This is a genomic window from Pseudomonas canadensis (assembly GCF_000503215.1).
Taxonomy (GTDB): Bacteria; Pseudomonadota; Gammaproteobacteria; order Pseudomonadales; family Pseudomonadaceae; genus Aquipseudomonas; species Aquipseudomonas canadensis.
The window spans coordinates 722,243-734,810 of sequence record NZ_AYTD01000013.1; the positions used below are offsets into that span (position 1 = coordinate 722,243).

14 protein-coding genes are annotated in these 12,568 nt (G+C 61.2%); 6 read left to right on the plus strand and 8 right to left on the minus strand.

Going from position 1 to position 12,568, the window contains the following annotated elements; translation table 11 throughout:
- Positions 1 to 6: 6 nt before the first annotated feature.
- The 7 genes from argE to U367_RS0112305 form a co-directional block, all read right to left on the minus strand.
- Positions 7 to 1,170, minus strand: a complete 1,164-nt coding sequence (gene argE, locus U367_RS0112275; RefSeq protein WP_028617188.1) for an acetylornithine deacetylase — start codon at positions 1,168 to 1,170, stop codon at positions 7 to 9.
- Complete coding sequence (locus U367_RS0112280; RefSeq protein WP_028617189.1) at positions 1,167 to 1,841, minus strand: DUF1028 domain-containing protein; 675 nt, start codon at positions 1,839 to 1,841, stop codon at positions 1,167 to 1,169. Before U367_RS0112280 ends, argE begins: the two co-directional genes overlap by 4 nt.
- A 9-nt stretch (positions 1,842 to 1,850) precedes the next feature.
- Complete coding sequence (locus tag U367_RS0112285) at positions 1,851 to 2,582, minus strand: class II aldolase and adducin N-terminal domain-containing protein (protein ID WP_028617190.1); 732 nt, start codon at positions 2,580 to 2,582, stop codon at positions 1,851 to 1,853.
- Positions 2,583 to 2,636: 54 nt separating this feature from the next.
- On the minus strand, positions 2,637 to 3,467 hold the full coding sequence (locus U367_RS0112290; RefSeq protein ID WP_028617191.1) for an ABC transporter substrate-binding protein: 831 nt from the start codon (positions 3,465 to 3,467) through the stop codon (positions 2,637 to 2,639).
- Positions 3,468 to 3,509: 42 nt separating this feature from the next.
- Positions 3,510 to 4,382 carry a phytanoyl-CoA dioxygenase family protein gene (locus tag U367_RS0112295; protein ID WP_028617192.1) on the minus strand — a complete coding sequence of 291 codons (873 nt, stop codon included), beginning with the start codon at positions 4,380 to 4,382 and terminating at the stop codon, positions 3,510 to 3,512.
- 25 nt (positions 4,383 to 4,407) lie between these two features.
- The gene (locus tag U367_RS0112300; RefSeq protein WP_028617193.1) at positions 4,408 to 5,925 is read right to left on the minus strand and encodes an amino acid ABC transporter permease/ATP-binding protein; all 1,518 of its coding nucleotides are present in this window, start codon (positions 5,923 to 5,925) and stop codon (positions 4,408 to 4,410) included.
- 312 nt (positions 5,926 to 6,237) lie between these two features.
- Positions 6,238 to 7,212, minus strand: coding sequence for a LysR family transcriptional regulator (locus tag U367_RS0112305; RefSeq protein ID WP_028617194.1), 975 nt, complete (start codon positions 7,210 to 7,212; stop codon positions 6,238 to 6,240).
- Between the two features lie 182 nt (positions 7,213 to 7,394).
- On the opposite strand from U367_RS0112305, the gene U367_RS0112310 reads away from it, so the two are divergent.
- The 4 genes from U367_RS0112310 to U367_RS0112325 all read left to right on the plus strand — a co-directional run bounded on the left by U367_RS0112310 (position 7,395) and on the right by U367_RS0112325 (position 10,282).
- On the plus strand, positions 7,395 to 7,817 hold the full coding sequence (locus tag U367_RS0112310; RefSeq protein ID WP_028617195.1) for a RidA family protein: 423 nt from the start codon (positions 7,395 to 7,397) through the stop codon (positions 7,815 to 7,817).
- Between the two features lie 17 nt (positions 7,818 to 7,834).
- Complete coding sequence (locus U367_RS0112315; protein ID WP_028617196.1) at positions 7,835 to 8,275, plus strand: type II 3-dehydroquinate dehydratase; 441 nt, start codon at positions 7,835 to 7,837, stop codon at positions 8,273 to 8,275.
- Between the two features lie 184 nt (positions 8,276 to 8,459).
- A complete protein-coding gene (locus tag U367_RS0112320) occupies positions 8,460 to 9,710 on the plus strand; it encodes a flavin-containing monooxygenase (protein ID WP_028617197.1) in 1,251 nt (416 codons plus the stop codon).
- A gap of 125 nt (positions 9,711 to 9,835) precedes the next feature.
- Positions 9,836 to 10,282 (plus strand): hypothetical protein, encoded by a 447-nt coding sequence (locus tag U367_RS0112325; protein ID WP_028617198.1) that lies wholly within the window; start codon positions 9,836 to 9,838, stop codon positions 10,280 to 10,282.
- Positions 10,283 to 10,338: 56 nt separating this feature from the next.
- Here U367_RS0112325 and msrA read toward each other — a convergent pair whose 3' ends face one another.
- The gene (gene msrA / locus U367_RS0112330; RefSeq protein ID WP_028617199.1) at positions 10,339 to 10,845 is read right to left on the minus strand and encodes a peptide-methionine (S)-S-oxide reductase MsrA; all 507 of its coding nucleotides are present in this window, start codon (positions 10,843 to 10,845) and stop codon (positions 10,339 to 10,341) included.
- 133 nt (positions 10,846 to 10,978) lie between these two features.
- Here msrA and U367_RS0112335 point away from each other — a divergent pair, with 133 nt between their 5' ends.
- Positions 10,979 to 12,022, plus strand: a complete 1,044-nt coding sequence (locus tag U367_RS0112335) for an alpha/beta hydrolase family protein (RefSeq protein WP_028617200.1) — start codon at positions 10,979 to 10,981, stop codon at positions 12,020 to 12,022.
- Between the two features lie 27 nt (positions 12,023 to 12,049).
- Positions 12,050 to 12,568 (plus strand): DUF2569 domain-containing protein, encoded by a 519-nt coding sequence (locus U367_RS0112340; protein ID WP_028617201.1) that lies wholly within the window; start codon positions 12,050 to 12,052, stop codon positions 12,566 to 12,568.

Sequence of the window (12,568 nt, forward strand, 5' to 3'; positions counted from 1 at the left end):
AAACGGCTAACGCGTTTTTGCAGGGCGGCTCACAAACCCCAGCACCCGCGCCAGCATCCGATCACACGCCTGCAACTGCGCCACGCTGATGAACTCGTCCGGCTTGTGCCCCTGCTCCATGCTGCCCGGCCCGCACACCACCGTGGGAATGCCGGCTTGGTCGAACAGCCCACCTTCAGTGCCAAAAGCCACGGTGCCGAATTCCCTTGAGCCGCAGAACTGCGCCACCCACTCGGCGGCCTGACTTTCCAGCGACGTGGCCAAACCTGGATAGCTGGACAACTCGCTGAGACTGATCGCCGATTGCCCACTCACCGCCCGCATCGCCGGCAGCAGGGTCTGCTCGGCGTATACCTGTAATTGCCGGGCAACCTGCCAGGGATCCTGAGTCGGCAAGGAGCGCACTTCGAAGTCGAAACTGCAATCCTGCGGGACGATATTCAGGGCCTTGCCGCCGTTGATAAGGCCGGTCTGCACCGTGGAAAATGCCGGATCGAAACGCTGATCCAGATGCTGCGGCGCCTTGAGCGCTTCGCCGAGCCGCACCAGTTCGCTGATCAAGCGCGCGGCGTATTCAATGGCATTCACGCCCGTCGGCGCATAGGCCGAATGGCACGCCGCACCGTGCACGTGGCAACGCATCGCCAGTTTGCCCTTGTGGCCGAGTACCGGCTTGAGTTCGGTGGGTTCGCCGATCACGCACAGCAGCGGTTTGACCGGTTGCCCATGGAATCGCTCGATCAGCGAACGCACACCCAGGCAACCGACTTCTTCGTCATACGACAGCGCAATGTGCACCGGCATACGCAGCGAAGCCTTCGCCAGGGCCGGCACACACGCCAGCACACAGGCGATATACCCCTTCATGTCTGCCGTGCCACGACCGTACAACTTGCCGTCTTTCTCGGTGAGGTCAAACGGCGCCACGCTCCAGCGCTGCCCATCCACCGGCACCACGTCGGTATGCCCGGACAACACAATGCCGGGCACTTCTGCCGGGCCGATAGTGGCGAGCAGATTGGCCTTGCTCTTGTGTTCGTTGTACACCAGCTCGCAGGCTACGCCCTGGTCCTGCAAATACGTGCGCACAAAGTCGATCAAGGCCAGGTTGGATTCGCGGCTGGTGGTGTCAAAACGCACCAGTTGCGCCAGCAGGTCGCGGCTGTTCATCGGTCGTCTCCCGGTACGGCGTAGCCGGGTGCGACCTGTGGGTTGATGGCGCGGTCGATGTAGGCCTGCAACTGCCCGCGATAAGCCTGCCAGAGCTGGTCGAGGGCGCCGATGGGGTCTTCATCCGCCCAGTCCACGCGCAGGTTGACGATGGGCCACAAGAGGTCATCCACCACCACCAGTGCCGCCGAATGCACCGGCCCCGCTTCACCACCGCCTGCCACACCGGCGTGCATCGCCGCCAGCAGGCGGTCGGCCAGATGTCCGGAGGCCTGTTCGAAAGCCGCCACCATGGCGTCGATCACAGCAGGTTGGGCGAGCATATTCCCCGCCGCCACACACTGCTCTCCACTCACCGCATGGTGGATGCCCAGAGTCTGCGCGCCGCTGAAATGCGCCGTGCGGCCTGCGTTATCAATCACCGTCACCTGGCGATACTCACTGTGATCCTGCCCAGCCAAGGCGGCAAGCGCCTCACTCGGCGCCATCCCTTGCTCCAGCAAGTCGAGCACCTGGGGCCCCAGGCTCGGCAAGGTGATGTTCTGCGACGCCACCGCCCCCACGCCGGGCCGCAGCCACGGGCAACGCGCGCCCACGGCAATGCTCGATGAGCTGATGGCGATGCCCAACTGGCCCGTCTCGGCGCAGCGGGCGACAACGGAAAAAGTCATGTGGAGTCCTCAGTCGAGCACGGAAGGGTCTGCGTCGATCATCAACTGCTTCATTTCTTCAAAGTGCTGACGCGAGAAATCGGCAATACCTTCCCAGCCGCGCGCGGTTTTTTCCGCCACTTCATCGGACAACACCCGCAACGGCTGCCCGGTGGACCAGGCGGTGACGAGGATCTGGCAGGCGCGCTCCAGGGTCCAGATATCGTCAAACGCTTCACCGATGGAACCCGCCGTGACCATCACGCCGTGGTTGCCCATCAGCAGCCGACTCTTGCCATCCAGCAGCCCGGCCAGGCGCGCGCCTTCGGCCTCGGTGTCGGCCATGCCGCCGTACAGCTCGTCCACCGCCACGCGGTTGAAATAGCGCGCGGTGTTCTGGTCGATCGGTGGGATATGCGGCTTGGCCAGGCATGCCACAGCGGTGGTGTAGACCGGGTGCAAATGCAGCACCGCGCGGGTTTGCGGCAGCAGCCGATGAATTTGCCCGTGGATTGACCAGGCGGTGGCGTCCACATTCGGGTGATCGGCACAGGATGAATCGTCGGCGTTCAGCAGCAACAGGTCACTGGCGCGGATACGGGAGAAGTGCTTCCACTTCGGGTTGAGCAAAAACTGTTTGCCATCGGCCGATACGGCGGCGCTGAAATGGTTGGCCACCGCTTCATGCATGCCCAGGTGCGCGATGATGCGAAAGGTCGCCGCCAGGTCGATGCGCGTCTGGTCTTCGTGGGATAACGCCATGAATCGGTCTCCGCAGGGCGCGGCCGCACGCGAATGCGGCACGCGCTGATAGGTTTACTTCGGCATCAGTGCCGCGATGTCGGCATCGGTCGGCGCTTCGAAGTTGTACTTCTTGAGCAACGCGGCGTACTCAGGCGTAGCGCGGTATTTTTCCAGGCCGTCGAGCAAGGCCTTCTTCACCGTGTCATTGCCCTTCTTCACGCCGAAGCCATTGAGCACCGGGTAGATCAGGGTGTCGGACGAGATCACCACGCGGCTGCCAAGCTTGTCGATCACGCCACGGGCCACGGCAGCGTCGGTGATCTGCGCTTCAACCGCGTGGGCCAGCAGGGCCTGGGTGGTTTGCGGGTCGGTGCTGTATTCGCTGATCTGGATCGGCTTCAGGCCCTTGGCCACGCAGTACTCGGCCGACAGCTTGTTCATCTGTGCCAACCACGACGTGGCGCCCATCGAGCCGATCTTGTGGCCGCAGAACTCTTCCGGGGTCTTGGGCTGGAAGCTGCTGTCCTTGAGGGTGAGGATCGACTCGCCGCTCTTGAGGTAAGGGATCATGTCGATGACCTTGACCCGCTCCGCCGTGATGTACATCGACGAATTGGTCACATCGAAACGCCCGGCTTGCAAGCCGGTGATCAGGTTGGGGAAACGCGTGTCGAGGGTCTCGACCTTGCGGCCCATGACCTTGCCCAGGCCGTCCATGAACTCGATGTCAAAGCCTGCGGGCTTGTTGTTATCCATGTACTCATACGGGAAGAACGTTACGTCGGAACCGGCGATGATCTTGCCGTCCTGCTGGAACGCCGAAGCCGCCAACGAAGTCATCGCAACCGCAGCGCCCAGCAGGCACACGGCAAGGGGACGAACACTTTTACGAAACGCTGTCATGGTGATTACCTGCAAGGTTTTAGTAAGTAGCAAGGAATGTGGCTAGGCAGTGGCTGAGTCTTGTCCGGCCTGTTGCACGAAGAACGAAGCGCCACGGGGCTTTTGCGGCAAGCGCATGTGGTTGTCCGTGGAACGCACCAAGCCACTTTCTTCACCGGCCACCAGCAGGCCGGCATGTGCGCTGGGCAGAGGGTTTTCGCCGAATGGCAGCGCGTCTTCAGCGGCGTACACGCTGATGAAGAGGGTGCGCGGCAGTTCGGTCTCGTTAGGGCTGGAAGCATGCAAAAGGCGGGTGTGCATGAAGCACACGGAGCCCGCGGGACCGTAGCAGGCCACCGCTTGCTGGCAGTGTTCTTCGACGACAGCGTCGTCCACCGAACCGGTAAAACGCTGGTGCTGCCAGTGTGACCACAGCGGGCCTTTGTGGCTGCCGGGGATCACGTTCAGCGGGCCGTTTTCCGGGGTCACTTCGCTGACCATCAGCAAGGCGGTGACGATATCGTCGTTGCTGTGGGGCGTGAACAGGAAGTCCTGGTGCCACTTCACCTGGGTCGCCGTATGGGGCAGTTTCGAGTTGATCTTGCTGTGGTGAAAGCGCGTGCCGTGGGCGCCGATCAACTGCGCGGAAATCGCCGCCATGCGTGAGTGCAACGCCACACGCTCATAGGCCGCTGAAATCTCGGTGGGCGAACTGACCCGGCGCAGCGACGGGTGATCGGCGCGGTGATCGCCCTCCAGATCAAAACGCTCGCGGCCATCGAGGGTGGCGCCCCAGCCCTGCGCGTGGCTGCGGCTTTCTTCGACCCACTGGTCGAAATCGTGCTGCAACGCGGCCACTTCCTCCGGCGACAGCACGCCTTCGACCACCAAGAAACCGTCACGCTGGAATTGTTCGATTTGCGCTTGCTCGATCATTGTGTTTTTCCTGAACGTTGAAAGGTCACGCCAGCGAGACGTCCTTGAGGAACGCCTCTACGCGTGGGTTGTGGCCGCTGCGCAAGGCGCCCGGCGTGTCGTCGCAGACCACGCGGCCCTTCTCCATGAACACGATGCGGTCGGAGACCTTGAAGGCGAAGTTCATCTCGTGGGTGACAATCACCATGGTGATGCCCTCCTCGGCCAGGGCTTCGATGACTTGCAGCACTTCGTTGACTTTCTCCGGGTCGAGGGCCGAGGTGGGCTCGTCAAACAGCATGATCTGCGGGCGCATCATCAAGGCGCGGGCGATGGCCACGCGTTGTTGTTGGCCGCCGGACAGCTGGTGCGGGTATTTCCAGGCATGGTCGAGCATGCCGACCTTGTGCAGCAGTGCGTAGGCCTGCTGCTTGAGCTCAGACGTCGCGCCCAGCCGATGGTATTTCGGCGCCATCAGCAGGTTGTCAAGCACGCTCAAATGCGGGAACAGGTTGAAGCTCTGGAACACCATGCCGATGTTCAGGCGATGTTCGGCGTGCTCGATGTACTGGGGTTTCTGCGCGCCGACTTTGTTCAGGTGAATAAAGGGCAGGCCATTGATCCTGATCTCGCCGTTATCCAGTTGTTCAAGGCCGTTGAGCAGGCGGATCAGCGTGGTTTTGCCAGAGCCGGACGGGCCGATCACCGACACCACTTCGCCGGGCTGGATCTGCAGGTTGACCGAGCCCAGCACCTCGATATCGTTGTAGGCCTTGTGCAGCCGTGCGGCTTGCAACGCGGGTTCGCCGTTGCTGGTCGGGCGCGCCAAGGCGATGCGCTGTTGGGTGGCCAGGGCCAGCACCGCTGCATCGGGAACACGGGAGACGTTGCGCTGGTTGACGTCGAGAAAGCGCTCCAGGCGTTTAAGCAGGAAGTCGAACACCGTGACGATAAACACGTAGAAAAACGCCACCGCCGCCATGGTCTCGATCACCAGGAAGTTCTGCGAATACAGACGCTGGCCGACCATCAGTATCTCGGTCAGCGAGATCACCGACACCAACGAGGTGAGCTTGACGATAGAGATGTACTCGTTGGCCAGCGACGGCAACGCCACCCGCAATGCCTGGGGAATCACTACGCGCCATTGCGTGCCGAAGAACTTCAGGCCCAACGCCCGCGCCGCTTCGCCCTGCCCTTTGGGGATCGAGAGCAGGCCACCGCGATGGATCTCGGCCACGTAGGCGGTCTCGCAGATCACCAGCGCCAGCAGGCCGGACCAGAACGGGTCGGCCAGGATCGCCGAGGTGCCGGGCAACGCTTGCGGCAGGTTGTAGATAAAGATCAGCAGCACCAGCAGCGGCAGGCTGCGGAACAGCCAGATATAACCACGCGCCGGCACGCTGAGCAGGCCGTGCCTGGATTGCTTGGCCAGCGCCAGCAGAAAGCCCAGGCCGATGCTCAAGACCCAGGTCAGGGTACTGAGCTTGATCACCGTCCACGTCGCGCGCCAGAACTCGGCATCGCCCAGCAAACCAAACATGTAATTCCAGTCGAATGTCATCGTCGCTGTGCCCTGAGAAGTTGATCTACATCGATGGGTTCAGAGTCGTGGCGGGAGGCACTTGGGGTCAATTCGTAAAAGCCGGCCCTTTGAGTAGGGAGAACCTATGCAGTGCCAGGGCGCTTGTTTTCTGTGGTGACTGGGCATGCTGTGGTGAGCGGGCTTGCCCCGCGCTGGGGCGCGAAGCGGCCCCAATCCTGCCCACCTTTTTATAAGTCATCACTCGCCAGCAGATTTTAGGGCCGCTCCGCGCTCCAGCGCGGGGCAAGCCCGCTCACCACAATGCAGCCGGCGCCTGTATTTGGTGCAAGCTCAGCTCACCCCACTCAAGACCCGCACTGCATGCGGATCAAAAAAGCTCGGCGGCGCCATGCCGGGGATGTACTGGTCGGACACAAACATGCGGCAGCGCTCGGCAAACGCCGACACCACGCGCGACAGCTGAGTGTTGCTGGCCGTGGCGTACCCCAGGCGCATCGGCCGGTGGGCGCCGGCCAGGCGCAGGCGGATCACGCGCTTGCCGTCCTGGGACAGGTTCGATTTCGGCCGCGCATTCGCGAAGGAATAGCCGATCCCATTGCCGACCATGGCACGCACCGTTTCGAGGTTGGTGGAGCGCATGATGATGTTCGGCGTGGTGCCGGCCTGGATGAACAGGCTGAGGAAATAGTCGCGGCTCCAGGGCGTGTCGAGCAGCACTACCGGGTAGGCCTCAAGGTCTTGCATGCTCACTGCCGGAGAGTTCGCCAGCGGGTGATACTCGCCGACCATCACATAGGGCGGCAGCTGTGCCAGGGGCTGGAAGTCGATGTCCGGGCTGGTCACCAGGTCGTAGGTCAGGGCGATATCCAGCTCGCCACTGCGCAGTTTTTCCAGCAACTCTTCGTGGTTGCCTTCGGCTTGCGTCAGCCGCACGCCAGGAAACGCACGGCCGAAACCAAACACCAATTCCGGCGTGATCATCGGCGCCAGCGACGCCAGGCAGCCGACCCGCAACGGCCCGCGCACGGTGTTCAAGGACTCCGACGCGATGGTGTAAAGGTTGGTCATCTGCTCCAGGATCAGCTTGGCTTCCTGCATCACCAGGCGCCCCACCGCCGTGAGGGAAATGCCCTGGGCGTGGTGGCGGATAAACAGCTGGATGCCCAGCTCGGCCTCCATATGGGTGATCGCCGCCGAGATCGACGGCGACGACACGTGGATGCGTTCAGCGGCAGCACTGATGCTGCCTGCCTCTCCCGACGCAACGAAATACTCCAGTTGACGCTGAGTAATACGACTGAGCATCACGCCTGCCCCTCAACAATGACTGTACCGGAAGCGTTGCAGGGTTCGTGCCGGGTCAGGCGCCAGGCGATGAGTTGCACGGGCTTCGGTTTTTCCTAAGCACTACCCCGCACAAATGCTGGTTTCGTCGTAACCGGGCCAGTGTGAAGCTGGCGGCATCCCGCTTCCCATGAGTTGCCGTTATGCCGACCCACACCCGCATCCGCATGTTCAACACCCAACAGACCTACCCCAACCAGACGCTGGACAACGACCTGTGCCAAGCCGTGCGCGCCGGCAACACCATTTATGTGCGCGGCCAGATCGGCACTGATTTCGACGGCAACTTGGTTGGTCTCGGCGATCCACGCGCCCAGGCCGAACAGGCGATGAAGAACGTCAAGCAACTGCTGGAAGAGGCGGGTTCTGATCTGTCGCACATCGTGAAGACCACCACCTACCTGATCGACCCGCGCTACCGCGAGCCGGTGTACCAGGAAGTCGGCAAGTGGCTCAAAGGCGTATTCCCGATCTCGACCGGGCTGGTGATCTCGGGCTTGGGCCAGCCGGAGTGGTTGATGGAAATCGACGTGATTGCGGTTGTGCCGGATGACTGGCAGCCCTGAATAACCTGGAGTACGCCATGACCCACCCTGTGTTTTTCCTCAACGGGCCCAACGCCAACCTCTACGGCCTGGACAAAGCCGGCACCTACGGCAGCGAAAGCTTCGCCAGCATCCAAGCCCGCTGCCAAGACCTCGCCGCGACCCTGGGCCTGACCTTGGATTTTCGCCAAAGCAACCATGAAGGCGTGCTGGTGGACTGGATTCAAGAGGCACGACTGAACGCCGACGCCATCGTGATCAACGCCGCCGGGCTCAGCTACAGCTCGGTGCCGATCCTTGATGCGCTGCTGGCCTTCGACGGTCCGATCATCGAAGCGCACATGAGCAATATCTGGAAGCGCGAACGCTTCCGGCACCACTCCTACGTGTCCAAGGCCGCCACCGGTGTGATCGCCGGGTTGGGGGCGCTGGGTTACCAACTGGCACTCACGGCCGTGGCCGAGCTTTTAGAAACATAAGCTTCAGAGACAGCCGAGCTGTTGTGGTGAGCGGGCTTGCCCCGCGCTGGGGTGCGAAGCGGCCCCACACCTGACAGCGAGGTTTGCCTGAAAGAACGCCATGACTTGATCAGGGCCGCTACGCGCCCCAGCACGGGGCAAGCCCGCTCACCACAAATAGTTAACCTATCCTCGGGAACCGACCATGTCAGTAGAAACCATCAACACCCTGGTCGTCGGCGCAGGCCAGGCCGGCGTCGCCATGAGTGAACACCTGTCGCTGATGGGCGTGCCGCATATCGTGCTGGAACGCCACCGCATCGCCGAACGCTGGCGTTCAGAGCGCTGGGACTCCCTGGTCGCTAACGGGCCGGCCTGGCATGACCGGTTTCCCGGCCTCACATTCGAAGGCATTTCGCCGGAAGCCTTCCCCCCCAAAGAGCGTATGGCCGACTACTTCGAAGCCTACGTGGACAAATTGCAGGCCCCCGTGCGTACTGGCGTCGAGGTGCAGCAGGTAGAGCGTCATGTGGGACGACCGGGCTTCAAGGTGACCACATCGACCGGCGTGATCGAAGCCGCCAATGTGGTCGCCGCCACCGGCCCGTTCCAGCGCCCTTCCATCCCGAACATCGTCCCGAGCACCGCGCCGCTGCATCAACTGCACTCTTGCACCTACAAGAACCCCGGCCAACTCCCCGAGGGCGCCGTGCTGGTCGTCGGCGCTGGCGCCTCCGGCTCGCAAATCGCCGAAGAACTGCAAAAGGCCGGCAAGACCGTGTACCTCTCGGTGGGCGAACACTACCGCCCTCCCCGCGCCTATCGCGGCCGTGACTACTGCTGGTGGCTGGGTGCATTGGGCCTGTGGGATGAAGTCAAAATCCAGCCGAAGAAGAAGCACGTCGCCTTTGCGGTCAGCGGTTACGAAGGCGGCAAGACCGTCGACTTCCGCCGCCTGGCGCACCAAGGGATTCACTTGGTGGGCGTCACCGAGGATTGGAAAGACGGTGTCATGACCTTCCAACCCGGCTTGGCCGAGAACGTGGCTCAAGGGGATCGCGCCTACTTTGATGTGCTGCGCGATGCAGATGCCTATATCGAAGCGAACGGGTTGCCGTTTCCCCCGGAACCGCAGGCCTGGGAGTTGTTGCCAGATCCTGAGTGTTTGGTGAACCCAGTGTTGAGCCTGGACCTGGCAGAAGCGGGCGTGACCACAATCCTCTGGGCCACTGGCTTCACGTTCGATTTCAGCTGGTTGAAGGTCGATGCATTCGATGAGAAAGGCGAGCCGTTCCACAAGCGCGGGATCTCGGCGCAAAGCGGGATTTACTTTTTAGGCCTGCCGAATCTGGTCAACCGCGCGTCATCGTTTATCTACGGGGTGTGGCACGACGCGAAGTATGTAGCGGACCACATCGTGTTGCAGAATGAGTACATGGCGTACGGCAAATCCTGACGCCCTGACGATGGTTTGGTGTTTTCTCGATTCATCGGTGTTGTGTCAACATGGGCTCTATTACCCCATGGATTTAGCCAGGGAACAGCCGATAGTGCTGCCCTGGGACACAAGGAAACGATGACGTGGCAACAGAAAAAACCAAGAAGGTGTTTTGGTATTCGGCGTGGGGATTGCTGTTTGCAGGTTTGGCCGGCGTGCTGATAAAACAGGCCTTCGAAGAGACACCCGAGCCCAGCAAACCCAGCTACCTCAGCGACCTGATCATCCTGACCGCGCGAACGACGGCTCGTAATCGAATGGTCAACGAGGACATAAGGTTCGACCGGGCGGAAGCGGCCAACAGCCACGCGATAAGGTTCTATTACACGTTGGTCAATTACGACACCCAGCCTGATAGCTTTGACCTGGACGCAACACTCTCAGACATCACCCAGGCAGTTTGCGCCGCGCAGATGCCAAAAGACTCGTCAATCCTCACACTGGGCGGCACCTTCATTTACATTTTTGGCAGTAAAAACGTAAAAGAGGTTGGGCGATTCGAAATCGACAAGCAGAGTTGTGCTGGCTAACGGTGAAGGGGGCGGATTGATTCGCCCCCCTTTTAATTTTCTGCCGATGCGTCGCCTTAACCCCGCTTCGGCAACTTCCAGTTCGGCCGAATAAAGTGGCAGGTATACCCGTTGGGAATCCGCTCCAGGTAATCCTGATGCTCCGGCTCTGCCTCCCAAAACGGCCCCGCCGGCTCAATCTCCGTCACCACCCGCCCTGGCCATAACTTCGATGCATCCACATCCGCAGCCGTGTCTTCGGCAATGTCACGCTGCTGCTCACTCAGGTAATAAATCGCCGACCGATAGCTCGGCCCCAAATCATTCCCCTGCCGGTTAGGCGTGCTCGGGTCATGGATCTGGAAGAAGAACTCCAGAATCTGCCGATAACTGATTACCGCCGGGTCAAACACGATCTCGATCGCCTCCGCATGGTTGCCATGGTTGCGGTAGGTGGCATTCGGCACATCGCCGCCGGTGTAGCCGACGCGGGTGTGCAGCACGCCGGGGTAGCGACGCAACAGGTCTTGCATGCCCCAGAAGCAGCCGCCGGCGAGGATGGCGGTTTCGGTTGGGTTGGTCATGGTCGGTTCTTCCGCGCAATGGATACAGGCAAGTTATGGGGTTGGGTTGGCAAATACCAAGGGTAAAGGGGGGGTACCCAGACGATCGGTTTCAGGTAATGATGCGCGACCAAAATCAAGGAAGATAACAACAATGAAAACCGCCTTGCGCGCCCTGCTTGTGTTTTGCCTGACCACGTCCGCCCTCGCGGCCGAAAGCCCTGTCGGCTTCAAGACCACCACCCTGCCCGACGCGCAGACCAGCCGCCCGCTGGAAATGGTGGTCTGGTATCCCGCTGCTGCAACCAGCGCAAAACCCCAGCTGATCGCCGACAACGGGGTGTTCATCGGCGCCCTCGCTGTGACAGATGCACCACCGGCTGCCGGTGAGCATCCTTTGGTCGTGCTCTCCCACGGCTACGGCGGTAATTGGGGCAAACAGGTGTGGTTGGCCAGTGCCTTGGCGCACAAAGGATACATCGTAGCGGCAGTCAACCACCCTGGCACCACCACCAAAGATCGCAGCCCGCAGGCCGCCGCTCAATTATGGAAACGCCCGGCCGACCTGAGTCGCGCTATCGACGCAGTCCTGGCCCAGCCCAAGCAATTTGGCGCAGTGGCGAAAAACCGGATTGCCGCCGTCGGCCACTCCCTCGGCGGTTGGACCGTGCTTGAGATTGCCAGCGCGCGTTTCGATCCCGATCTGTTCACCCAAGCCTGCGCCGCACACCCGAAGCTCGGCGGCTGCATGGGTTACCACGAAATGAACCCCGCCGGCACACCCGAAGGCAAAGCACAGTTGGCCGCTGACTTGAGCGACAAACGCGTCACCGCCATTGTGTCCCTGGACCTGGGCCTCGCGCCCGGCTTCACCGACGCCAGTCTGGCCGCACTTTCCGTACCGGCGCTGGTGATCGCGGGTGGCGTGCCCACGGAAGATATGGACCCTAACCTGGAGTCCGCCGCGCTGATCAAGCGCCTGCCCAAAGCCTCGACCCAGTACGTGGAGATCGGCGACGCCACTCACTTCACGTTCATGTCGATCTGCAAGCCGGGCGGCATGGAGCTGATTGAAGAAAGTTCGCCGGGCGATGGCATGATTTGCCGGGATGGAGAAGGGGCTCGGCCAAGGGCAGAGATCCAACAACAGGTGGTAGGACTGATGACTGCGTTTTTGCAGCAATCGTTCAGCCATTGATCAACTGAATCACCCATGGAGCGCAACATGCAAGAAAGCCAAGAGTTGAGAGGGTTACGAGGCTGGCTCGTGCTCATTGTGATAGGCCTGGTCATCTCGATTTCCCGCACGGCCTATAGCCTGCTTGCGGTGCATTACCCTATTTTTGCGGATGGCTCCTTTACCCTGCTGTCGACGCCTGGGACTGAGTTGTACAACCCGTTGTGGGCGCCGATTCTGGTGTCGGAAGCGCTGATTAATGTGTTGTTTGTCGCTACCTACGCGTACCTCATTTACCTCTTCATCACCGAGCACTATCTATTTCCCAAGGTCTATATCGCGACGGTGATTGCTTCGGCGGTGTTCATTCCGCTCGATGCCTGGGTGTGCTCATTAGTGTTTGTAGATGAACCCATCTTCGACGCCAACACGACAAAAGAGCTGGCACGGACATTGATTGCCTTGTTCATATGGGTGCCTTACATGCTGGTCTCCAGACGGGTAAAGGCAACGTTTGTCATGCATAAGCCGCAGAGCGCTGACGCGCACACGGCCGTCGGCTCTTGA

Excerpts from the sequence above, each read along its gene's own strand:
- U367_RS0112340 (WP_028617201.1), top strand. The coding sequence starts at position 12,050 with ATGCAAGAAAGCCAAGAGTTGAGAGGGTTACGAGGCTGGCTCGTGCTC.
- U367_RS0112280 (WP_028617189.1), bottom strand. The coding sequence starts at position 1,841 with ATGACTTTTTCCGTTGTCGCCCGCTGCGCCGAGACGGGCCAGTTGGGC.
- U367_RS0112315 (WP_028617196.1), top strand. The coding sequence starts at position 7,835 with ATGACCCACCCTGTGTTTTTCCTCAACGGGCCCAACGCCAACCTCTAC.
- U367_RS0112295 (WP_028617192.1), bottom strand. The coding sequence starts at position 4,382 with ATGATCGAGCAAGCGCAAATCGAACAATTCCAGCGTGACGGTTTCTTG.
- U367_RS0112305 (WP_028617194.1), bottom strand. The coding sequence starts at position 7,212 with ATGCTCAGTCGTATTACTCAGCGTCAACTGGAGTATTTCGTTGCGTCG.
- U367_RS0112310 (WP_028617195.1), top strand. The coding sequence starts at position 7,395 with ATGCCGACCCACACCCGCATCCGCATGTTCAACACCCAACAGACCTAC.
- msrA (WP_028617199.1), bottom strand. The coding sequence starts at position 10,845 with ATGACCAACCCAACCGAAACCGCCATCCTCGCCGGCGGCTGCTTCTGG.
- U367_RS0112335 (WP_028617200.1), top strand. The coding sequence starts at position 10,979 with ATGAAAACCGCCTTGCGCGCCCTGCTTGTGTTTTGCCTGACCACGTCC.
- U367_RS0112290 (WP_028617191.1), bottom strand. The coding sequence starts at position 3,467 with ATGACAGCGTTTCGTAAAAGTGTTCGTCCCCTTGCCGTGTGCCTGCTG.
- argE (WP_028617188.1), bottom strand. The coding sequence starts at position 1,170 with ATGAACAGCCGCGACCTGCTGGCGCAACTGGTGCGTTTTGACACCACC.
- U367_RS0112320 (WP_028617197.1), top strand. The coding sequence starts at position 8,460 with ATGTCAGTAGAAACCATCAACACCCTGGTCGTCGGCGCAGGCCAGGCC.
- U367_RS0112300 (WP_028617193.1), bottom strand. The coding sequence starts at position 5,925 with ATGACATTCGACTGGAATTACATGTTTGGTTTGCTGGGCGATGCCGAG.
- U367_RS0112285 (WP_028617190.1), bottom strand. The coding sequence starts at position 2,582 with ATGGCGTTATCCCACGAAGACCAGACGCGCATCGACCTGGCGGCGACC.